The 22,034-nt window shown below is 46.1% G+C and carries 19 protein-coding genes and 1 other annotated feature (1 of these 20 cut by a window edge); of the genes, 17 read left to right on the forward strand and 2 right to left on the reverse strand.

Annotated elements, in window-relative coordinates:
- Window positions 1-184, forward strand: a binding site (T-box leader); it begins 70 nt to the left of the window's first position.
- A gap of 82 nt (window positions 185-266) precedes the next feature.
- Window positions 267-2,705, forward strand: a complete 2,439-nt coding sequence (gene leuS, locus AC1DM9_RS06360; RefSeq protein ID WP_441881047.1) for a leucine--tRNA ligase — start codon at window positions 267-269, stop codon at window positions 2,703-2,705.
- A gap of 40 nt (window positions 2,706-2,745) precedes the next feature.
- Here leuS and comER read toward each other — a convergent pair whose 3' ends face one another.
- On the reverse strand, window positions 2,746-3,585 hold the full coding sequence (gene comER, locus AC1DM9_RS06365; RefSeq protein ID WP_477528888.1) for a late competence protein ComER: 840 nt from the start codon (window positions 3,583-3,585) through the stop codon (window positions 2,746-2,748).
- Window positions 3,586-3,780: 195 nt separating this feature from the next.
- On the opposite strand from comER, the gene AC1DM9_RS06370 reads away from it, so the two are divergent.
- The 7 genes from AC1DM9_RS06370 (at window position 3,781) to holA (ending at window position 12,253) form a co-directional block, all read left to right on the forward strand.
- Window positions 3,781-4,341, forward strand: a complete 561-nt coding sequence (locus AC1DM9_RS06370; protein WP_477579125.1) for a ComEA family DNA-binding protein — start codon at window positions 3,781-3,783, stop codon at window positions 4,339-4,341.
- A gap of 80 nt (window positions 4,342-4,421) precedes the next feature.
- Window positions 4,422-5,714: a homocysteine synthase gene (locus tag AC1DM9_RS06375; protein ID WP_076266859.1), complete on the forward strand. Its 1,293-nt coding sequence runs from the start codon at window positions 4,422-4,424 to the stop codon at window positions 5,712-5,714.
- A gap of 140 nt (window positions 5,715-5,854) precedes the next feature.
- A complete protein-coding gene (locus tag AC1DM9_RS06380) occupies window positions 5,855-6,385 on the forward strand; it encodes a deoxycytidylate deaminase (protein ID WP_477551481.1) in 531 nt (176 codons plus the stop codon).
- Window positions 6,386-6,494: 109 nt separating this feature from the next.
- A complete protein-coding gene (locus AC1DM9_RS06385; RefSeq protein WP_477579127.1) occupies window positions 6,495-9,080 on the forward strand; it encodes a DNA internalization-related competence protein ComEC/Rec2 in 2,586 nt (861 codons plus the stop codon).
- A 380-nt stretch (window positions 9,081-9,460) separates the two neighbouring features.
- Window positions 9,461-10,009, forward strand: a complete 549-nt coding sequence (locus tag AC1DM9_RS06390) for an RNA polymerase sigma factor (protein WP_053376850.1) — start codon at window positions 9,461-9,463, stop codon at window positions 10,007-10,009.
- On the forward strand, window positions 10,006-10,971 hold the full coding sequence (locus AC1DM9_RS06395) for an anti-sigma factor family protein (RefSeq protein ID WP_441910462.1): 966 nt from the start codon (window positions 10,006-10,008) through the stop codon (window positions 10,969-10,971). Before AC1DM9_RS06390 ends, AC1DM9_RS06395 begins: the two co-directional genes overlap by 4 nt.
- Window positions 10,972-11,218: 247 nt before the next feature.
- Window positions 11,219-12,253 carry a DNA polymerase III subunit delta gene (holA, locus tag AC1DM9_RS06400; protein WP_477551483.1) on the forward strand — a complete coding sequence of 345 codons (1,035 nt, stop codon included), beginning with the start codon at window positions 11,219-11,221 and terminating at the stop codon, window positions 12,251-12,253.
- 161 nt (window positions 12,254-12,414) lie between these two features.
- Here the strand turns inward: holA and rpsT are convergent, their stop codons facing one another.
- On the reverse strand, window positions 12,415-12,687 hold the full coding sequence (rpsT, locus tag AC1DM9_RS06405) for a 30S ribosomal protein S20 (protein WP_053376847.1): 273 nt from the start codon (window positions 12,685-12,687) through the stop codon (window positions 12,415-12,417).
- A 217-nt stretch (window positions 12,688-12,904) separates the two neighbouring features.
- Here rpsT and gpr point away from each other — a divergent pair, with 217 nt between their 5' ends.
- The 9 genes from gpr (at window position 12,905) to grpE (ending at window position 21,967) form a co-directional block, all read left to right on the forward strand.
- The gene (gene gpr, locus AC1DM9_RS06410; protein ID WP_477551484.1) at window positions 12,905-13,912 is read left to right on the forward strand and encodes a GPR endopeptidase; all 1,008 of its coding nucleotides are present in this window, start codon (window positions 12,905-12,907) and stop codon (window positions 13,910-13,912) included.
- A gap of 204 nt (window positions 13,913-14,116) precedes the next feature.
- Entirely contained in the window at window positions 14,117-15,370 is a 1,254-nt protein-coding gene (gene spoIIP / locus AC1DM9_RS06415; protein WP_477579130.1) for a stage II sporulation protein P, read from the forward strand.
- 17 nt (window positions 15,371-15,387) lie between these two features.
- Window positions 15,388-15,825: a hypothetical protein gene (locus AC1DM9_RS06420; protein ID WP_339203482.1), complete on the forward strand. Its 438-nt coding sequence runs from the start codon at window positions 15,388-15,390 to the stop codon at window positions 15,823-15,825.
- A gap of 80 nt (window positions 15,826-15,905) precedes the next feature.
- Window positions 15,906-17,723, forward strand: a complete 1,818-nt coding sequence (gene lepA / locus AC1DM9_RS06425; RefSeq protein WP_441881053.1) for a translation elongation factor 4 — start codon at window positions 15,906-15,908, stop codon at window positions 17,721-17,723.
- Between the two features lie 146 nt (window positions 17,724-17,869).
- The gene (gene hemW, locus AC1DM9_RS06430) at window positions 17,870-19,039 is read left to right on the forward strand and encodes a radical SAM family heme chaperone HemW (protein WP_477579132.1); all 1,170 of its coding nucleotides are present in this window, start codon (window positions 17,870-17,872) and stop codon (window positions 19,037-19,039) included.
- An 83-nt stretch (window positions 19,040-19,122) separates the two neighbouring features.
- On the forward strand, window positions 19,123-19,593 hold the full coding sequence (locus AC1DM9_RS06435; RefSeq protein ID WP_477579134.1) for an N-acetyltransferase: 471 nt from the start codon (window positions 19,123-19,125) through the stop codon (window positions 19,591-19,593).
- 198 nt (window positions 19,594-19,791) lie between these two features.
- Window positions 19,792-20,067, forward strand: coding sequence for a hypothetical protein (locus AC1DM9_RS06440; protein WP_076266870.1), 276 nt, complete (start codon window positions 19,792-19,794; stop codon window positions 20,065-20,067).
- Window positions 20,068-20,328: 261 nt separating this feature from the next.
- Window positions 20,329-21,354, forward strand: a complete 1,026-nt coding sequence (gene hrcA, locus AC1DM9_RS06445; RefSeq protein WP_076266871.1) for a heat-inducible transcriptional repressor HrcA — start codon at window positions 20,329-20,331, stop codon at window positions 21,352-21,354.
- Window positions 21,355-21,406: 52 nt separating this feature from the next.
- Entirely contained in the window at window positions 21,407-21,967 is a 561-nt protein-coding gene (gene grpE, locus AC1DM9_RS06450; RefSeq protein WP_477511355.1) for a nucleotide exchange factor GrpE, read from the forward strand.
- The last annotated feature ends 67 nt before the right edge of the window (window positions 21,968-22,034 follow it).

Genomic DNA, 22,034 nt, shown 5'->3' on the forward strand with positions numbered 1-22,034 from the left:
CGGACCTGCAGCGAAATGAAGCTCGCCTTGGAGCTGTGCGATTAACGAAAGCGATGTTTACGAAACATCGCTTACGCGAAAATCACCGTTTGGCCCGCGATAAGGGCGACAAGTGAGCGATCGGCAAAGCATGTCTTTCGCTAACTAGGGTGGTACCACGGGAGAACAACCTCTCGTCCCTAGCGATAATTCGCTAGGGGCGAGAGGTTTTATGTTTTTTTGTACAATTATGCATTCAGCATTTATTTGAGAGAGGATATGAGCACATGAGTCAAGAACAGCAATTTCACGGCTATAACCCGCTTGTTGTGGAGCCGAAATGGCAGCAATTTTGGGATAAAAACAAAACGTTTCAAACGACAGAGGATGCTGAAAAACCAAAGTTTTACGCATTAGATATGTTTCCATATCCATCTGGAGCTGGCTTGCATGTAGGACATCCAGAAGGTTATACAGCGACGGATATCGTGTCTCGCTACAAAAGAATGAAAGGTTATAATGTCCTTCATCCAATGGGCTGGGACGCGTTCGGATTGCCTGCTGAGCAGCATGCGCTTGATACAGGAAAGCATCCGCGCGATATTACGTTTGTAAACATCGATAATTTCCGCAGACAAATAAAATCACTTGGCTTCTCATACGATTGGGATCGCGAGATTAGTACAACCGATCCTGAATATTATAAATGGACGCAATGGATTTTTATCCAATTGTACAACAGAGGACTCGCTTATGTTGCTGAAGTATCAGTTAACTGGTGTGAGGCTCTTGGAACGGTGCTTGCCAATGAAGAGGTTATTAACGGCCTAAGCGAGCGGGGCAATCATCCCGTTGTTCGCAAGCCTATGCGTCAGTGGATTTTGAGAATTACAGAATACGCAGATCGTTTGTTGGATGATTTGGAAGAACTGGACTGGACAGAAAGCATTAAGGATATGCAGCGCAACTGGATTGGAAAATCCAAAGGAGCTGAGGTTACCTTTGAGATTGACGGTCATGATTCCGCATTGGTCGTATTTACGACTCGTCCAGATACATTGTTTGGCGCGACTTATTGCGTACTCGCTCCTGAGCATGAGCTTGTTGCAAAAATCGTAACGGCAGAGCAAAAAGAAGCAGTTGAAGCTTATCAACTGGCAGCATCGCGCAAGAGTGATTTGGAGCGTACTGATTTGGCGAAAGACAAGTCAGGCGTGTTCACAGGAGCTTATGCCATTAATCCCGTTAATGGCGTGAAAACACAAATCTGGATCGCAGATTATGTTCTTGCTGGTTATGGAACGGGTGCTATTATGGCTGTTCCAGGTCATGACGCTCGCGACTGGGAATTTGCTAAGCAATTTGATTTGCCAATCGTTGAGGTTGTGCAAGGCGGAGATGTTACGAAAGAAGCTTATGCAGGCGACGGCATTCATGTCAATTCCGATTTCTTGAACGGTTTGACGAATGAAGAAGCGATTGCGAAAATGATAGAGCATCTGGATGCGTCGGGCAAAGGAAAAGGGAAAATCACTTACCGCCTGCGCGATTGGTTGTTCAGCCGCCAGCGCTACTGGGGTGAGCCGATTCCGATCCTTCACTTGGAGGATGGTACGATGAAGACTGTTCCTGAGGATCAGCTTCCGCTTCTGCTGCCTGATGTTGATGCTATCACTCCTTCAGGAACTGGGGAATCACCGCTTGCCAGCGTTACGGAATGGGTGAACACGATCGATCCTGAAACGGGCATGAAGGCTCGCCGTGAAACGAACACGATGCCGCAATGGGCTGGCAGCTGCTGGTACTACCTGCGCTTCATCGATCCTAAAAACGACAAACAGCTTTGTTCGCCAGAGAAGCAAAAGCAATGGCTACCGGTTGACCTTTACATCGGTGGCGCTGAGCATGCTGTACTGCATCTGCTTTACGCTCGTTTCTGGCACAAGGTGCTTTATGATATCGGCGTTGTAGATACAAAGGAGCCGTTCCATAAGCTTGTCAACCAAGGCATGATCCTTGGAAACAATAACGAAAAAATGTCCAAATCGCGTGGAAATGTTATCAATCCAGATGATATCGTAAACGAGTTTGGCGCAGATACGCTACGTATGTACGAAATGTTTATGGGTCCGCTTGAAGCAACGAAACCTTGGAATACCAATGGTGTGGAAGGAACATATCGTTTCCTTAACCGTGTATGGCGTTTGTTCGTGAACGAGGATGGCAGCTTGAATGCCAAAATCGGCAATGGCGAAACAAGTGATGCATTCAAGCGCACATGGCATCGTTCAATCAAAAAAATTACGGATGATTATGAGGGACTTCGCTTCAACACCGTAATCAGCCAGCTCATGATTTTTGTAAACGAAGCCTACAAAACAGATGTGCTTCCGCAAGCAGCAATGGAGCAATTCGTTCAATTGATTTCTCCAATTGCGCCGCATATCGCGGAAGAGCTATGGGAGAAGCTGGGACGCACGGATTCGCTTACGTATGCAGCGTTCCCGACGTTCGAAGAAGCTTGGACGGTCGATCAAGAGGTTGAGATCGTCGTACAAGTAAATGGTAAAATCGCAGATCGCATCTCCATTGCAGCTGATATGGACGTTGCTGAGATGGAAAGCATAGCGAAAGAACTTGAGAAGGTGCAAGAGCTGATTGCCGGCAAAACAATCCGTAAAGTCATTGCGGTAAAAGGCAAGCTAGTCAATATCGTTGCCAATTAAGACAAACAGAAGAGGTGAGCGGGCATTAGCTGAAGAACAGCTATTGACCGTTCACCTCTTCGCCTATAAAGGCGGTCGAAACCTTGACCACATCTTCATCGAACTTTGCATGTGTCGTACGGATGAGTTGATTGAATACTCCTTCTGTCTCGCGGCGCAGCAGGTTTAGCGCTTTGGCTGTAATGCCGCCAGGGACGGCAACTCTCTCTTGCACCTCTGCTGGTGTAAGGCCGCCTTCGGTCAGCAGCAAGCCGGTTCCGAGCAGCATGGCGCTTGCAACACGCAGCGCTTCATCACGGCTTATACCTGTTTCTGCAACCGCAGCATCCACAAATTGCTCAAGCAGGAAAGACATAAAAGCTGGTCCGCAGCTTGAAATGTCGGATACGATGCGTGTGTAATTCTCATCTATTCGCAGCGGCTGACTAATATGGGATAATAAGTCCTCCAGATGAGCCATATCATTCTCATCAATCGTTTCCCCATAAATACAAAGCGATGCTCCGCTCCATACATAATTTGTAATGCTCGGAATAACCTTAGCTACCTTGCAATCGAGTTCCCCTTCGAGATGAGAGATAAGGACAGGACTCGTTATAGATACGACAATCTGATTTGGTCGAATAGTTGCCTTCAAATCATCGACCACTTTTTTAAACTCCAAAGGCTTTACGCACAAAAAAACAATATCGCAGCCGCAGGCAGCCGCAGCATTCGTATATTCGGCTCTCATGCCGGAATAACGGTTGGCCAAGGCTTGCGCTTTTGCAAAGGTGCGGTTGCTGACGGCAATTTGTTTTGGTGATAATGCACCAGATGCGATCAAAGCTTCAATGAGCAGGCTTCCCATTGTGCCCGTCCCGATAAATCCGACATTCATGCTGAACCCTCCTATAGGTTTGGCGCGCACATAACCTGCTTTAACTTGTAGAGAAAGGTTATATGCGAACAAATCCCGAGTGAAAATTTCAATAGCCGTACTCATTTCGTGTGCTCTCTTACCTTATTCCGCAGGACTTGTTTCATATGTCACTAATTACCAAATAATTCGTCGCTTTCAAAGGAGAGTGAAGAAGTGAAGCCTTTAACTGGAACGATTTCTAGCAAAGCCATTATATTTGCTTCTATTTTAATACTTGCTGCAGCTATATTGCTGGCAGCTGCTTTTATGGAGCCTAAGCAGAAGGAAACAGGTGATTGGGTACCTTTAAACGATGCTGTGAAATCTGCATTCGCTGCAATTGATGCAGCAGATGCGGGTGAAGAAGACGTAAAGAACAAGAAGGATACTGAGATGATCCCGGAAAAGGAGCAAGAAGCATCGGCTGCGGGTGTTGATCATCGGAATGAGCCGGATGGGAGAGCTGCTTTAAAGGAAGATACGATTGTATCCACTGCGCCAGCAGCACCGATTGCTGATGCGGACATGGATGATGCAGCAAAGCTTGATATAAACCGCGCAACGGAGGCAGAACTTGATGATTTGAAAGGAATCGGACCGTCCAAAGCAAAAGCAATTATTGAAGATAGAGAAAGAAACGGCAAATTTGCAACCGTTAATGATTTACTCCGTGTCAAGGGAATTGGAGAAAAACTATTAAAAGGATTGGAAGACAGCATTGTAGCTCGTCCATAATTGTGAGAGAATGGAAAGAAGCGGACATTTACAACTTCCGTTTGCCATTATCTATTAACTCATTTGAAGGAGTCGAGAAAATGTCAGAACAACGCAAGCTTTCCCTTGATACACTATCCGTCCACGGAGGTCAGCAAATCGATCCGACTACGTTGTCGCGCGCGGTACCTATCTACCAGACGACATCTTACGGATTCAAAGATACAGATCATGCAGCGAATCTATTTGCATTGCAGGAATTTGGAAATATTTACTCCCGAATTATGAACCCGACATCGGATGTTTTTGAGAAACGTGTAGCTGAATTAGAGGGTGCTCCGGCAGCATTGGCAGTTGCTTCTGGTCAATCGGCTATTACATACGCGATTCTAAATATTGCAGGAGCTGGCGATGAGATCGTTTCCGCTACAAGCCTGTACGGAGGCACTTACAACTTATTCTCAATGACGCTTGCAAAGCTTGGCATCACTGTAAGATTTGTTGATCCGTCGAATCCGGAAAACTTCCGCGGAGCAATCAACGAGCGTACGAAAGCAGTATATGCTGAAACGATCGGAAATCCGAAGGGCGATGTGATCGATCTTGAAGCGGTTGCTGCAATTGCACATGAGAATGGCATTCCATTTATCGTGGACAATACATTCCCGAGCCCTTACTTGTGCAGACCAATTGAACATGGAGCAGACATTGTGGTGCATTCCGCGACCAAGTTTATCGGCGGACATGGAACATCAATCGGCGGTATCATTGTAGACGGCGGCAAGTTTGACTGGAAAGCCAGCGGCAAATTCCCTGGTCTTACTGAGCCGGATCCAAGCTACAATGGCGTTGTTTATACCGATGCAGTTGGCCCTGTCGCTTATATCATTAAAGCACGCGTCCAATTGCTAAGAGATATGGGTGCTGCCATTTCACCTTTCAACTCCTTCCTATTGCTTCAAGGACTTGAGACGCTGCATCTTCGGATGGAACGCCATAGCTCAAACGCGCAAAAGGTAGCTGAATATTTGGAAGGCCATGAAGCGGTTGAGTGGGTTAGCTATCCAGGACTTCCAAGCCACCCATCCTATGACCTTGCACAAAAATATTTGCCGAAGGGCAAAGGCGCTATTATGACATTCGGCATTAAAGGCGGAGTCGAAGCGGGCAAAAAAGTAATCAACTCCGTTCAGTTGTTCTCGCATTTGGCGAATGTTGGCGATTCCAAGTCGCTAATTATTCATCCGGCAAGCACAACACATCTGCAATTGTCAGAGGAACAGCAAGCTAATGCAGGCGTTTCTCCAGGCATGATTCGTCTATCGATCGGTACAGAAGGCATTGATGATATTTTGGCGGATATTGAGCAAGCCATTGCTGCCAGCCAAGCCTAAACTTTTTAGTAAGAAGTTTTAAAGAAGAAATATACGATAAACAGGAGCAATTGTTATGTTTCTTATATTTCAACGAATTTAAACGACAAATAAATGCAACCAGAGATCATCAGATGCAGCATGAGAGAGGAAGTTGAGTTATGAGCACCCAAACGAAGGATGCCGACCGCAAGGACTGGGACACCTACTTCATGGATATTGCCTATATGGTTTCGACGCGCTCGCGTTGTCCGCGCAGACATGTTGGAGCTGTTCTTGTACAAGGAAAAAAACTGCTTGGCACAGCGTATAACGGTGCTCCGATGGGCGTGCAGGATTGTCTCGAGGCAGGCTGCATGATTTCGGAGGAAGTTGAGATGAAGCTGGTCGACGGCAAGGAGCAGCTATTCAAGAAACAACGCTGTATTCGAACGATACATGCGGAGCAAAACTTGCTGCTGTTCACCGATCGTACCGATCGCGAAGGATCAACCGTTTATGTAACCGACCAGCCTTGCTGGACATGCGCTAACATGCTTGCAAACAGCGGTGTTATCGAAATCGTCTATCATCGCAGTTATCCGAAAGACAGTGAAAAGGTGAGCAATATGATGGCCCAGAAAGGTATTGTTTTCCGTTGTTTGGATCATTACGAGCCACCTGCTCAGGCGCATATGGATGTAACATCATAGCGTTGATCATTAAATAGTAGAAACGAGGAGGAACCTCTGATTGCATCTTTTGATGCGACAGAGGTTCTTTTTTTTGTTATGAGGCTTTGCGAATTGGAGGGAGCTAGAGGTGAATCGACGTCCTTTAATTTGGTTTGCGATTTGTTGGGTATTTGGGGGTGCGGCTGCTGCTGGATTGAACAGCAGCGGCGTTTGGCTTGCGGCGGGAGCGGGAATATTGCTCGCAACCGCCGCAGTGCTTGGCAAGCAAGCGACGTGGCAGCTCGCGGCGGCTTGTGCTTTGGCAGTGTGCCTTGCCGCAGGAGAGCGGTTATGGGCGGATGCCCGCAACGTGACTGCGCTGCCAGCGCTGCTTGCCGCCGCTGAGGCGGATGGACCGCGAGCTGCGTATGCGGCGGAAGCGGAGGGCGTTATTGTATCGGCGGTGGAGGTCGACGGCGACCGCGCGATGTTTCGCGTGGAGGCGCACAGCATCCACTTTCAAGGTGAAGCCGCTGCACAGCCGTTGCGCGAGCGGTTGATCGTGCATGTCCGGCTGATGGAACAGCCGGAGCAGGCCATCGCCGCGGCTTGGCAGCGCGGCGCCAAAGTGCGCCTTGCCGGCGAGCTTACGCGGCCGGCAGGCGCATCCAATAGCGGCGGATTTGATTACCGCCGCTACCTCAGCAGCCAGAGAATCCACTGGCTGCTCAAAGTGAAGGGCACCGCCGCCGTAAAGCCGGCGCCGGGCCCCAAGTGGACCGCGGCCGCGCTGCTTGGCCGCGTCGACAGTGCGCGCGCATGGCTTGGCGCGCGGATGGAACAGCTGTATCCGTCCTCGCAGTCCGGATACATGAAGGGGCTGGTCCTCGGCATTCGCGAGGACCTCGATCCAGAGCAGTTCCAGCAATTTTCAAGGCTTGGTTTAACGCATATTTTAGCGATTTCGGGCCTCCATGTTGCTGTATTCCTTTATGCGCTTAGCGGTCTGCTGCGCCTCGCACGTATAAGCCGCGAACGAATGCTGCTCATCCTCATGTTGTCCGTTCCCTTGTATGTACTGCTTGCCGGCGCGTCCCCTTCGGTTGTCCGCGCAGGTCTAATGTCCGTTCTTGGGCTATTGGCAGCCCGGATGGGCAAGCTGAAGGATGGGCTGCATCTTTTAGCTGCTGCTGCGGTGCTCATGCTTATTTATGATCCCTATTTTATCGAGGATGTCAGCTTTCAGCTGTCGTTCATTGTAACAATCGGTCTAATTGTCGGAGTCCAGCCTGTACGGCAAGCGATGCCGAGGTGGCGCAGAGGAAAATCGCTGCTTGATCTGGCAGCGGTTACGCTCGTAGCACAGATTGTATCTTTTCCACTGACGATTTATTATTTCAATCAGTTTCATGTGTTGTCTATGCTCGCGAATTTTGTGCTCGTTCCGTTCATCAGCTTTGTCGTTATGCCGCTAGGCGCAGTATCGCTCCTGCTTGCAATACCTTGGGAGGGCGGCGGCAAGCTGCTGGCCTATTTCTCGCATTTCGCGAATGAATGGACGTTTGCTTTCGTCGAGCAGCTGTCCGAAGTGGATTCACTAAGGACGATTTGGGCAACTCCGCCTCTTTGGTGGGTGGCAGCTTGGCTGGTTATATTTGGTGTTATATTTCGAATTTTGCGCAGTTGGACGATGCAAATCGCTGCGAAACATGAGGAAGAAGCAGCGACCATAGAGGAGACAGCGCCAATTGGAGCGGTTCATCCTTACATAGTGGTTAAAGAAAACAGTAAAAAGCTAAGGATCAGCCTATATCTGCTGTTAGCTTTAGTTTTGATTATGATTTTTTATGCCTTTAAACCTGATTTATTTAACCGTCAGGCAGAGGTTAGTTTTATAGATGTTGGTCAAGGTGATGCTGTACATATCCGAACACCCGGCGGCAAGCATATTTTAATCGATGGCGGAGGTACGATGAGCTTCCGCAAGCCGGGAGAAGAGTGGAAGGAGCGGAGCGACCCTTTTGAAATTGGGAAAAAGGTGCTTGTGCCTTTACTTATGAAAAGAGGCGTGCGCGAGATTGACATCCTCGTCATTTCACATTTGGATAGCGATCATATCCGTGGTTTAAAAGCGGTTTTGGAGACGATTCCAATACGCAGCATTTGGTGGAATGGAACGGTGAAGGAAGCAGATGATGCTCAGCAGCTTATTAAGCAGGCAATTGCGCTGGGAATTCCAATGTACAGCGCGTCTGCGGGCATGAAGCAGCAGGTAGATGCAAATACCAAGATAAGCGTTCTGTGGCCATTGGCGCAAAAAGAGGAAGCGGTGGCTCACCTTGAGGAGCAGAATGAAGCCAGTGTTGTGCTTAGTGTTCAGCTGTTTCAGTCGGTCTTCTTGTTTACCGGTGATATTAATGCAGCCACGGAACGCGCCATTATACGAAATGAGCGGCAGCAAAATATAATGGATTCAAATGAAAAGACTGTCTCAGTTATGAAGGTTGCACATCATGGCAGTCGTTTTTCAACAAGCACAGAGTGGCTCGATTATTGGCGTACGCTTGGAGCAGTAGCTTCTGTTGGAGCGACAAATACCTACGGCCATCCTAGTCCAGATGTGATTTCTCGATTAAATCAAGCGGGAACCGCTTTGTGGCGAACAGATCGTGATGGCGAGGTACGTTTTATTGTAACCAGCCAAGATTTATTTACGTATACAAAAATTAAGTAAGGCGGACATCGAAAAAATGCGAATAAAAAGCTTGCTTTCATCTTTCCGTACCTAAATTCGCATATCATATGAAAATCATTCATACTTAGGAATAAAGAAGTCGAGCCGTTTTCAGAGGTATTCGACTTCTTTCTATATACGAGTTAGTTGAAATTTGGTATCCTTTAATGTGGAGTTTATTTCGATTCTTTCACAGCATAGCGAGTATCTGTAAATTTTTTATAGTTTTTTCCTGCTTCGTGCATTCAAGACGGTCCGCTTGGGGACAATCGCTCTGCTTGTTAAAACTTACTAAAAAAAATAAAGTAATAATTCTAATTTATCTGCAACTTTTACCGCAACCAGTTCGTCAGAATGGTTGCAAGAGAGGGGGATCCTTCGTGGTGGAGCCGGAGCTTATAAGAGCCGCTCAGTCGGGAGATCGCGACGCTTTAATTACTCTATTGCGAGAGATTGAAACGCATGTTTATCGGACAGCCTATTATATATTAAACAATGAACAGGATGCCCTTGATGCAGCGCAAGAAGCGCTAATTCGCATCTATACAAAAATAGGCTCGTACGAAGAAAAAGCGCAGTTCAAAACATGGATTCAACGTATTGTAACCAACATTTGCATTGACAAGTTTCGGAGAAATAAACCGACCGTCTCAATAGATGAGCACGACATGGTATTCCACGAAAAACAAAACGTGGAGGACGAGGTAATGTCTGCTTACGCTGTTAAAGACATTCAAGCCGCTATCGACAAGCTTCCTGAGCATCATCGTGCGGTCGTCGTCCTTCGGTATTTACAGGATTTCTCTTACAATGAAATTGCAGATTCGCTCGATTTGCCGCTCAATACAGTGAAATCCTATTTATTCAGAGCTAGGCAACAGCTGCAGACTTTACTCCATGATTATCAGAAAGGTGGTGTCCGGGGATGAATTGTCAAGAGGTGATGGAATTAATGCAAAGACAGCTAGACAACGATCTCGATGAAAGCGAAATCGAAGTCTTGATGAATCATACTAGACAGTGTCCGGACTGTGCAGCCATGTTCGAGCGGTTACAGCTATTGTCCGCCGAGCTTACCAGTTTGCCAAAAGTTATGCCGAGCTATAGCTTAGTCGATGCGATTATGCCTCAATTAGAGCGGATGGAACTGTTTGGTCAGGCTGAAGCGGAACCGCCATCCATGGTTAGCAGAACGGAAGCAACAAAACGTCTTTCGAAGCGTCAACGCCGCTGGCCATCCATGCGCATTATGAGTGGTGTGATCGCAGCCGGAATCGTTGCAGGGCTGTTTCTCGTAACGTATAATTCAGGCTCGATTGGCGATATGAATGCATCACAATCTTCAGCCAAGCGATCGAATAACGTCGCGGCTGATATGATGAACGATACGCCAGTGGAAATGTCTTATAAAGCGAGCGCTAACGGTGCTGAAGACCCGGAAGTGAAGACAGAAACGGCAAAAAAAAGTGATGAAGCCGATTCATCGCCATCGTCCAAGAGTACCGCAATAAATCCTTTAACCAATGAAGACAAAGCGCCTGATGGTGGGTCATTTGAGGATGGCTCAATCAAGGGCTTAACTTCGAATCCTTCTGAAGGATTGGTTGAAAACGAAGGCGAGAATGGTTTGGGTGCGAATGCGAACAGCACAGCAACGGTTTCACCCGATGGCCTTTATAGCGGCAAGGCTGACAATTTTAAAATTAAAGTAGTTGCTGCTGCCGATCAATCTGTCGTCTTCACATCACCGCGCAAAAACGGTGAGCTGCTCAATCTGGCCTGGTCTGAGGACAGCAAAAAGCTGACCTACGAGGTTCATGTTGAACAAGGAGCAATTGAGAAGTATGTGATCGATTTATCTACGCTGACGGAGCAGAAGGCAGGGCATTAACTTGGAGACTGCTCGCTTCGGTCTGCAAAAATTAAGGGTTATTACGCACATTTACATCGATTTATGCGTATAATGTTAGCAGCGATAGTGTCTGCGACGAATCCTTAACGTCGTATGACCATCCGCAGGGCGGTACCATGGACCTGCCTGCGAATGTTTATATAGATGTTCGGCAAAGGGATGAGGCTTTATATGGCTCATCCCTTTGTTGCCGTCTAATTGTACTTACTCGTGACGAGGTGAAGGTATGGATGCAAAGGAAGCATTAAAAGAAATAAAGGGCGGACGCTTCCGTCCCATTTATGTGCTGTATGGCAAGGATCGTTATCGGATGCAGCAATTTATTAACGTATTGACCGAGGCGATGTTTACAGCTGAGGAGCGAGAGCTTGGCATTGTTAAATTTGATACAGCGGAAACCTCGATTGAAGAAGCGGTTCTTGAAGCGGAAACCTCGCCTTTTTTTGTGCAGCGGAAGCTGATTTTGATACGAGATGCGACTGTGCTGTGTGCTGGAGGCAAGGAAGGCGGAAAGCTTGAGCATCGTCCTGAGAAGCTGATTCAGTATATGGAGTATCCTTCAGAGACATCCATTATCGTTATTTCTGTCCAATCAGAGAAGCTGGATGAACGTCGAAAGCTTGTAAAAACGTTAAAGGATCGTCATTCCTTAGTTCCGTTCCCTGAACTCGACGCGGCTCAGCTTAAGCAATGGATGATTAAGCGGGCAACAGATCAGCAAAGAACCTTGTCTTCAGATGCGGCTGAGCTGCTCCTATCACGTGCTGGAGCGAATATGCAGCAATTGTCGCAGGAAGTGGACAAGCTGTGCTTGCACGCGGGAACAGGCGGTGTCATTGATGTAGAGACGGCATCTATGCTAACTGCAGCAACAGTTGAGGAGGACGTATTTGCGCTTGTGGATGCGATCGCTGAGCTTCGCATTGACAAGGCAATTCGTCTGTACAGAGAACTGCTGGTTCGTCGTGAAGAACCGATTAAGATCGCCGCTCTTATCGCTAGGCAATTAAGAATCATGCTGCAAATCAAAGAGCTGGAGCAGCATCACTATTCCCCTCAGCAAATGGCTGGCCAGTTAGGCTTGCATCCATACGCAGTCAAGCTTGCCGCGGAGAAAAGCCGGAAATTTCAAGTGGCTAGACTTGGCAGGCTGCTGGCTTCACTTGCAGATCTCGATTATAAAATGAAAACCGGAGCAATTGATAAAACGCTCGGTTTAGAGCTGTATTTGCTTTCACTTGGCATGGAGAAGGGCGCATAGCGTTCTTTCCATTGCCTTTTTTTATGTGAAAAGCTGATAAGCAGCATGGAACAACAAAAAAGCTTCACCGCTCGATAAGAGCAGTGAAGCTTTTTTTGTTGTGCTAAACGAATTTCAGTTGACCAGATGGACAACGTCATTCGTATGAGCGGTTATCTTGCTTAGGCTTGAGCCGAAAGGGCATTCAGACGTTTAGCAAGACGAGATTTTTTGCGGGAAGCCGCATTTTTATGAATCAGGCCTTTAGTTGCTGCTTTGTCCAACTTTTTCGTTGCAGCGATAAGAGCTGCTTTAGCAGCATCTACATCAGTGCCAGCGATAGCTTGGTCAGCAGATTTAACGGCCGAACGAAGTGCGGATTTTTGGGATGCATTCAAAGCACGACGCTTTTCACTTGTTTTAACGCGTTTAATCGCGGATTTAATATTTGGCATGGAATTCACCTCCTAAACTGTTTACAACGGTTTATCTACATCATAAACCTAGACAACACAACTTAAAGTATATTATCATGCCACTCCTCAAAAAGCAATAGCAGGAAGCTCCTTATAAAAACTGTATTCCGTAAGGATGAAGGCTCATCTACGAGTATGAAAATAATCCATCTGCAAACAATAACATCAGAACTGGTGTTTGAAGGGAGAATGAGCAATGGAGAACGAACTTGATTTGCAAAAATATAATGTTAGAACAGACTTGGCGCTTGAAGCGAAGGAGATGGCAGAGGCGCCAAGCGGCGGGCCTATACCAGGCATACAATCCGAAACTTCGGAAGATGAAGGAATAACGATTACGCAGTTGCATGTTCAAAACGAACAAGGCGCTCAGGCCATTGGCAAAATGCAAGGGCATTATGTGACGATTGAGGTTCCGGAGCTGCGAAAAGGGGATACGGGACTGCAGGATAGGGTGGCGACACAGTTTGCCAAACATTTTGAAGCTTTCCTTGAACGGTTGTCCATAAGTAAAACAGCGCGAGTTCTAATTGTAGGTTTAGGCAATTGGAATGTTACGCCTGATGCGCTTGGTCCAATTGTTGTTGAGAATGTAATGGTCACTCGCCATTTTTTCGAACTAATGCCTGATCAAGTGGCGCCTGGTTATCGCGCGGTAAGTGCGGTAGCGCCTGGAGTGCTTGGCATAACGGGTATAGAATCCAGTGAAATCGTTCAAGGTATCGTTGAGAAGACGAGTCCGGAACTCGTCATTGCGATTGATGCATTGGCATCTAAAGCATTAGAGAGAGTGAATACAACGATCCAAATTGCAGATACAGGAATTCATCCAGGCTCTGGCATCGGGAATAAACGAAAAGGGCTTACAAAAGAAATTTTAGGTGTCCCGGTCATTGCGATCGGAGTGCCTACCGTTGTTTATGCTTCGACCATCGTCAACAACACACTTGAGATGATGAGCAGTCATTTTAAGAAACAAAACGCAAACTCGGATCAAATTTTAGGTTTGGTAAATCAGATGGAAGAAAACGAGAGGCTGCAGCTTGTCAGGGAAGTGCTCAGTCCGCTTGGCTATGATCTTCTGGTTACGCCAAAGGAAATTGATGAATTTATAGAGGATATCGCCAACATTATAGCAAGCGGGCTAAATGCATCGCTGCACGAAGCGGTTGATTCAAGCAATGTTGCGGCGTATACGCATTAAATACCTATGATAATTAAGAAGGAAGCTTTCTAAAGGCATAGCCTTTGGACAGCTTCTTTTTTTTGCGCGATTCGCTATTTTGTATCCCTATAACTCTATCAACGCTAATTATTCCACATAGATTTGGTTCTATGAACTCTATCACTCTCATAGTTTAGTAGTGACTAATGCGGCTAGCACTATGAAGCGGGAGGTAATAAACCAATGAAAAGAAAAATTATGCTGCTTGATATAGGGAAGGAAAGTAGACGAGTGAGACAATTGCTAGTAACGGGACGTACATTCGCGTTGCTCTCATTTTGCTCAATGGTATTTTTTATTTTGTTAGGAGCAGCGGGTATGGCGCATCAGCAAACGACAGCTTCGCCTGTAAATTCAATGAAAGGTTTTGCTGCTGCTGTATCGAGCGGTTTTTTTGGGGATATGCTAGAGATGGAGATGCCTGCATTTCAAAGCAGTCGAGAGACAGATACGTTTACATCAAAGCAAATTAGCGCGTTTCTTATGAGAGCTTTAACAGATATTAATCCTAACGATCCCAAAAGCCTGCTTGCAGGCGAGCTGCCTGGCATAGGGGTTAATGATGCTTACTTAATACGCAAAGGCATCGGTACGGATACAGCGGTGGGGCCGGAAGATAATGCACCGATTACATATGATCCGCTTGGCGAATTGCATGAGGATACAGGAACAGATGTATCGAATAATGGGACGACAGAAGGAAATGAGGAGGAGCCGCTGCCGGTACAGACAGACAAGCCATCTTCAGGAACTGGCGAAGGTGATAACGGGGAGCCGGCGAAACCTACGACTGGCGGAAAAAAAGTGGCTTTTATCTATCACTCGCATAATCGCGAATCCTGGTACCCTGAGCTGACAGACAAGAAGAAAGATCCGAATTCTAGTACAAAAAATATTACGCTGGTTGGCAAACGACTTGCCCAGAAGCTGGAGGAGAAGGGTGTAGGCGCACAGCACTCGAACACCGATTATCCAACGGCGATTAAAGGTTATGATTGGAACTATTCCTATAAATATTCGATGAAGACGGTGAAAGAAGCCATTGCCAGCAGCAAGGATTTGATGTTTTTCTTCGATCTTCACCGGGACTCGCAGAGGCGGAAAGAAACGACCATCGATATTGATGGCAAAAGCTATGCGCAGGTTTATTTCATTATCGGCCATAAAAATCCCAATTGGGAAAAAAACGAAGCCTTTGCGACTAAAATTCACGAAGCGCTCGAAAAAAAATATCCAGGCATCTCTCGCGGTATTTGGGGCAAAACAGCCTCATCAGGCAATGCCGAATACAATCAATCGCTAGCTGAGGATAATGTGCTTATAGAAGTAGGGGGCGTAGACAACACCCTCGAAGAGTCCTATCGAACAGCGGATGCGCTGGCAGCAGTTATTTCCGAAATTTACTGGGCAGACGAGAAGGCATCAACAAAAAAGTAGGAGGGGGCGAAGAATAAGTGAAACGAAATGCGCTAAAATGGACGGTGCTGGGCGGTGCTTTGGCGATAATCATCATGTATGGCATTGATATGTCCTCTTCGGGCATCGAGCGTATATATGGACCTATAGAAGGCTCAAGCGGGTACACAGAGATTCCGCAGACAGAGCAGAATGTGCAGCCAGTTAATGATTTTCAGAAGGAACAGCAGCAAAAGATTGCCCAGCTTGAGCAGGAGCTTAAAGAACTAAAGCGACTTGCTGCATATGATGACGAAACTATAGGAGAAACTGCCGAAACCTTTCCTGCCGAAAATGAAAGGATGCCTGGTCTTCCCCTTAAGAGTGACCAGCCAGCAGTAAATAAGATCGCAGATTCAACCTCTGGTTTGCTGCAAAATATGTCAAGTGAAGGCATTCGAATGGTCGTATCTATATTCGATGGGCTGACGAAGTGATAATGAACATTGCTGGTCTTCCCCTTAACTGATATAATAGGAGGAATGATTAGCATTATTGGAAATTGTGGGGGTTAGGCATGACTGACGTACGTGACCGACAAAAGAGAATTAGGAATTTTTCCATTATCGCGCATATAGACCACGGAAAGTCTACGCTTGCTGACCGGATCTTAGAATTTACCGGCGCTTTGACATCTCGAGAGATGCAAGAGCAGGTTCTTGACAAAATGGATTTGGAGCGGGAACGCGGAATTACCATCAAGCTGCAAGCGGTACGCTTGGCATATAAGGCAGATGACGGGATCGAGTATATACTCAATCTGATTGACACGCCTGGACACGTCGACTTTACATACGAGGTTTCACGCAGTCTCGCTGCTTGTGAAGGCGCTTTGCTCGTTGTTGATGCTGCGCAAGGCATTGAAGCGCAAACGCTGGCTAACGTATACTTGGCGTTAGACAACAATTTGGAGATCGTACCTGTTATTAACAAGATCGATTTGCCAAGTGCGGAGCCTGAACGGGTAAAACAGGAAATCGAAGATGTCATTGGATTAGACGCCAGCGACGCGGTACTTGCTTCCGCAAAAGCGGGAATCGGCATTAAGGAAATACTGGAGCAGGTTGTTACGAAGATGCCTTCACCAGAAGGAGATCCAGATCAGCCGCTTAAAGCGCTTATTTTTGACTCCCATTATGATCCCTACAAAGGCGTTATCGTTTATGTACGAGTTATGGATGGAAGCATCAAAGCAGGCAATAAAATTAAGTTTATGGCAACGGGAGCAGAATTCGAGGTCATCGAGGTTGGGGCATTCATGCCGAACATGGCGATCGTGAAGGAGCTTGCGGTTGGTGATGTTGGTTTTGTCGTTGCGGGCATCAAGAATGTGAAGGACACGCGTGTCGGTGATACAATTACGGATGCGAAGAAACCTGCACCTGAACGTCTGCCAGGCTATCGTCAGATTAACCCGATGGTATTCTGCGGACTCTATCCAATCGAGACACAGGACTATAATGACTTGCGTGATGCGCTTGAGAAGTTGGAGCTTAACGATGCATCACTCAAATATGAGCCGGAATCATCAACTGCTTTGGGCTTTGGTTACCGCTGTGGATTTCTTGGCTTGCTTCATATGGAAATTATTCAAGAACGGATTGAACGGGAATTCAACATCCCGCTTATTACGACAGCACCAAGCGTAGTTTACAAAATTACACTGACAAATGGCGAAACGATGGAGATTGATAATCCATCGAACTATCCTGAAGCAGGCAAGCTTGACTTCGTAGAAGAGCCTTTCGTTAAGGCTGCGATCATTGTCCCAAATGACTATGTCGGCGCAATTATGGAGCTTTGCCAGAACAAGCGTGGCGAATTCGTGAATATGGAATATTTGGATTTGAATCGTGTAACGCTTACGTATCAATTACCTTTGTCAGAAATTGTGTATGATTTCTTCGATCAGTTGAAATCAAGCACAAAGGGTTATGCATCGTTTGATTACGAGATATCGGGCTACCGCAGATCCAATCTGGTCAAAATGGACATCATGCTTAACAATGAACAGGTTGATGCTTTGTCTGTCATTGTCCACCGCGATCGTGCTTACCAACGCGGCAAGGTTATTTGTGAAAAGCTGAAGGAACTTATTCCGCGTCAAATGTTCGAGGTGCCGATTCAAGCATCTATCGGCAACAAAATCATATCGCGTGAGACAGTAAAAGCAATGCGTAAAAACGTTCTTGCCAAATGCTACGGCGGTGACATTAGCCGGAAGCGGAAGCTGCTTGAGAAGCAGAAGGAAGGCAAGAAGCGGATGAAGCAAGTAGGTAGTGTAGAAGTGCCGCAGGAAGCGTTCATGGCGGTACTCAAAATCGGCGAGGATTAAAACGTACGAGGATGAGGGAGGGCGCAGCTCTCCCTCTTTTCTATTTTTATGTGAACTGTATTTACCGACTTATATTTCAACGCGGGACGTGAGCCTGCCGCTTTAATGCAGTGCCAGCCGTTTACGCTTGAAGGAGAATGTTAACGATGAACATTACGCAATCACCACGCGCTTTATATATACACATCCCTTTTTGCACGAATAAATGTCATTATTGCGATTTCACTTCCTATGTATTAAAGGGACAGCCTGTTGATCAGTATCTCGATGCGCTTGAGCAAGAAATGCAGCGTACAGTTGCTGAATGGCCGCCAGTAGAAATTGATACTGTTTTTGTTGGTGGAGGTACGCCTACCGTACTGACTCCTCCGCAAATGGAAAGATTTCTAAAAGCAGTACGCACTTATTTTCCGCTTGCTCCAGATGTGGAGTTTACGATGGAAGCGAATCCAGGCACTACGGACATAGACAAGCTGACAGCTATGAAGGAAGGCGGCGTGAACCGGATCAGCTTCGGGGTTCAATCCTTTGATAATGGATTGTTGGAGCGTATTGGCCGCATTCATAGCGTAGATGATGTATATCGCAGTATCGAGAATGCACGCAAAGTTGGATTTACTAACTTATCAATCGATTTGATGTTTGGCCTGCCAGGTCAAACGGTTGAGCTGTTAAGAGACAGTGTGAACAAAGCGATGGAGCTGGGATTGCCCCATTACTCCATCTACAGTCTAAAAGTAGAAGAAAATACGTTGTTCCATAAGCTCTATGAGCGCAACGAGCTGCCTTTGCCTCCAGAGGAAGAAGAGTTTAATATGTTTATTTTGCTAATGGACATGTTGAAACAAAATGGATACGGACACTATGAGATTAGCAATTTCGCCGAACCAGGTTATGAGAGCCGCCATAATTCCACCTACTGGCGCAATGAGCCGTATTACGGCCTCGGAGCGGGCGCGCATGGCTATGTCAATCGCATGCGTCATGTCAATTTGAAAGGGATTACACCGTATATCGATGCGGCATCAAGCAAGCTTCCGCGCCTTGAAACGTTTGAAGTTACTGAAGCTGAAGCGATGGAGGATTTAATGATGGTTGGGCTCAGGCTGCTAAGCGGAGTACCGGCATCACGCTTCTCGAACCAATTTGAAGGCCAGAAGCTGGAGGACAAGTTCGGTGATGTTATTCATAAATTAATGAAGGATGGCCTGCTGGAAGCTGAGCAAACAGAAGACGATATCATTTATCGGTTGACTGACAAAGGTGTGCTTCTCGGGAACGAAGTTTTTGGTGCTTTTATCGGATATAACGGCTAAAATACTCTTGAGAAAAAATTCGTTGTGGTGTATATTTATTCATATTGATTTTGATCTTGCACCGGGTGGAGGCGAATGCACAAATGCAGGCAGTACAGGTCGTATGTCGAAAAGCAACGTCTAATGATATCGAGACATTGTTTGAATTAATTAAAGGTTATGCAGAGCAAGGCATTATGCTGCCTCGCACTCGGGAAGCGCTCGAATATATGATAGATACATTCGTCGTCGCGGAAATTGGGGAAGAAGTTGTTGGCTGCGGTTCACTGCTGCGGCTAGGAAAAGAATTGGTTGAGATTCGCTCTCTTGGCATGTCGGATGGCTACAAGGGCGTAGGGATCGGCAGCAAGCTGGTAGAAGCGTTGATCGAGCAGGCTAGAGAGCAGCAAATTCCGAAGGTGATGGCTTTAACTTATGCCGTGTCCTTTTTTGAGAAAAATGGCTTCCAGGTCGTTGATAAGGAAATTTTCCCGGAAAAGGTTTGGAAGGATTGCATCAACTGTCCAAAGCAGCTTGCTTGCGATGAAATAGCCGTTCTGAGAATGCTGAATTAAACACATTTTCTGAACGCATCTTCTTTTAATGAAAATAAACCACTCTCCTTTAGCGCTTGCATTAGGACTATTGGGAAAGTGGTTTTTTTGTTTCATTCAACTAATATGTTAGTTTGTCCGAACTCGTTGATAGTAATGCTGCGCGTTTTGGTATATAGTCAAGGTAGATGTTTATTGTCATATAGAGGAGAAATAAAAATGAGCCAAAAAAAAGATCAAATCGTAGCAGTAGAGGATAAGCTAAAGCATGTAACGACAGTGCTTTTGAAGAAATGGGCAGGATTTAGCGGGTTTTATGGTTTTAAAGCAATGGGTTACGATGAACTGTTCGCTTTGCTAAATACAAATGGCTGGAAAGTTATTATAGATGACTCTGTTTCACCTTATCGTATTGTAGAGCTGTACCAAGGTGAAAATCGCGTGAGAAGAGAAAAGTTTGCAACAGATGAAGCAGGAAGAGTTCATAAAGTGTAATTGTTTGTAGAATAAGCCGCTGTGCCAACATATATTGCTGGCAGAGCGGCTTTTCTTTAAGCCACAGCGGTGTTTCCTTGGGTGATTAAATCGTTTATAAGATGTTTAAATTGAATTAGGCGCATGAAAAATGCCGAACTGACTTGACAATCGACAAGCTGGTTTGGTATTTTTGTAGTAATGATTAGCACTCGATCGGATTGAGTGCTAACGAAGGTACATCGAAATAACGGATTTGACATTTACGTAGGGGGAATTCGAATGCTGACGGAGAGACAACGGATGATTTTACATGCAATTGTGGATGATTATATTCGCTCGGCTGAACCAGTAGGCTCACGCAGTATTTCGAAGCGCGGCGACGTTGGCTTTAGTCCGGCAACCATTCGCAATGAAATGGCGGATTTGGAGGAGCTAGGCTTCTTAGAGCAGCCGCACACGTCAGCAGGGCGTGTTCCATCAACGAAAGGTTACCGTTATTATGTCGACCATTTAATAAAGCTTAGCGAAGTAGATGAGAAAGACATTGGTGTGGTTCGCTCGTTCGTAACGGACAAAATGAATCAAATGGAGCAGGTTATTCAACAAACGGCGATGATTCTCTCCAATTTAACCAATTACACATCTATTTTGCTTGGACCTGAAATGTTCAGCACATCGCTTAAGCATTTTGGCCTTGTGCCGCTTGATCAAACATCAGCCGTTGCTATTATTGTGACGAACACTGGACATGTTGAAAATCGGACGATTTCAATTCCTGACGGCCTGAAAATGGACGATATGGAAAAGGTCGTTAACATTTTAAACACAAGATTGGTTGGCGTTCCGCTGATTCGTCTAAGGTCGAAGCTTTACACTGAAGTTGGGCAAGAGCTTGAAAGGCATGTTGATCATTATGAACAGCTGCTGCAGGTACTGGATCATGCATTGCAGAATGAGGATGAGCACCGAATCTTCTTAGGTGGAACAACCAATATGCTGACACAGCCTGAATTCAAGGATGTAGACAAAGTAAAAACGATTTTGGATTTGCTTGATGAGACACCAGCCATAATGAAAATGTTTTCCGGCCTTCCGTCAGGTATACAAGTACGTATCGGGACAGAAAATGACCATAAGGCAATTAGCGATTGCAGTCTTATCACAGCAACCTATGCCATTGATGGCCAATCGCTGGGAACGATCGGCATTCTAGGACCAACGCGAATGGAATACGGCAAAGTCATTAGCTTATTGGATATTATATCCAAGGATATGGCGGTTCTTCTTGGCCGCTGGTACAAGTAATTAATGATATTTTGCCAAGTTTACTTCGTAAACTTTTTTAGGAGGTGATTGCATGAGTACGAAAGAACAACATAATGAGGCAGCCGAGGCTGTAGAAGAAGTGGTATCTGCTGAGCAATCAGATCAAGCAAGCGAGGATACTGTAAACGAGGTTGTGGAAGAAGATTCGCGTTATGCGGAGCTTGTGAAGCTGGCTGAGGAGAAAGAGCAGCGCTTCTTGCGCGCACAAGCGGATTTCGATAACTTCCGCCGTCGTACAATGAAAGAAAAAGAAGAACTCGGACAGTACGCATCGATGAAGCTGATCGGTCAACTGCTTCCGGTTGTAGATAATTTTGAGCGCGCTGTAGCAGCCGCATCCGTTAACGGTGATTTTGAATCACTTGCGAAGGGTGTAGACATGATTTTCCGTCAGCTCGAGTCAACACTTGAGCAGGAAGGCCTTAAAGCTATGAACGTAGTTGGCGAGCCTTTTAACCCTGAATTCCATCAAGCGATTATGACAGTAGATTCCGATGAGTATGAAGAGGGTATCATTGTTGAGGAAGTTCAGAAGGGCTATATCTTGAAAGACAAGGTATTGCGTCCAGCGATGGTTAAAGTAAGCAGTTAAACGGTAAAACTTTTTCTCGATAAATGAGACAAAGCAAGCTGTTATTAGGATAAAATATAAAAATTGT

It is taken from the genome of Paenibacillus sp. 01T431, from assembly GCF_056398625.1.

What these genes read in the sequence shown, in the direction of transcription:
- AC1DM9_RS06395 (WP_441910462.1), top strand. Translation starts at nt 10,006, where the DNA reads ATGAATTGTCAAGAGGTGATGGAATTAATGCAAAGACAGCTAGACAAC.
- rpsT (WP_053376847.1), bottom strand. Translation starts at nt 12,687, where the DNA reads ATGCCAAATATTAAATCCGCGATTAAACGCGTTAAAACAAGTGAAAAG.
- holA (WP_477551483.1), top strand. Translation starts at nt 11,219, where the DNA reads ATGGATGCAAAGGAAGCATTAAAAGAAATAAAGGGCGGACGCTTCCGT.
- grpE (WP_477511355.1), top strand. Translation starts at nt 21,407, where the DNA reads ATGAGTACGAAAGAACAACATAATGAGGCAGCCGAGGCTGTAGAAGAA.
- AC1DM9_RS06375 (WP_076266859.1), top strand. Translation starts at nt 4,422, where the DNA reads ATGTCAGAACAACGCAAGCTTTCCCTTGATACACTATCCGTCCACGGA.
- AC1DM9_RS06440 (WP_076266870.1), top strand. Translation starts at nt 19,792, where the DNA reads ATGAGCCAAAAAAAAGATCAAATCGTAGCAGTAGAGGATAAGCTAAAG.
- AC1DM9_RS06435 (WP_477579134.1), top strand. Translation starts at nt 19,123, where the DNA reads ATGCAGGCAGTACAGGTCGTATGTCGAAAAGCAACGTCTAATGATATC.
- gpr (WP_477551484.1), top strand. Translation starts at nt 12,905, where the DNA reads ATGGAGAACGAACTTGATTTGCAAAAATATAATGTTAGAACAGACTTG.
- lepA (WP_441881053.1), top strand. Translation starts at nt 15,906, where the DNA reads ATGACTGACGTACGTGACCGACAAAAGAGAATTAGGAATTTTTCCATT.
- hrcA (WP_076266871.1), top strand. Translation starts at nt 20,329, where the DNA reads ATGCTGACGGAGAGACAACGGATGATTTTACATGCAATTGTGGATGAT.
- comER (WP_477528888.1), bottom strand. Translation starts at nt 3,585, where the DNA reads ATGAATGTCGGATTTATCGGGACGGGCACAATGGGAAGCCTGCTCATT.
- spoIIP (WP_477579130.1), top strand. Translation starts at nt 14,117, where the DNA reads ATGAAAAGAAAAATTATGCTGCTTGATATAGGGAAGGAAAGTAGACGA.
- leuS (WP_441881047.1), top strand. Translation starts at nt 267, where the DNA reads ATGAGTCAAGAACAGCAATTTCACGGCTATAACCCGCTTGTTGTGGAG.
- hemW (WP_477579132.1), top strand. Translation starts at nt 17,870, where the DNA reads ATGAACATTACGCAATCACCACGCGCTTTATATATACACATCCCTTTT.
- AC1DM9_RS06380 (WP_477551481.1), top strand. Translation starts at nt 5,855, where the DNA reads ATGAGCACCCAAACGAAGGATGCCGACCGCAAGGACTGGGACACCTAC.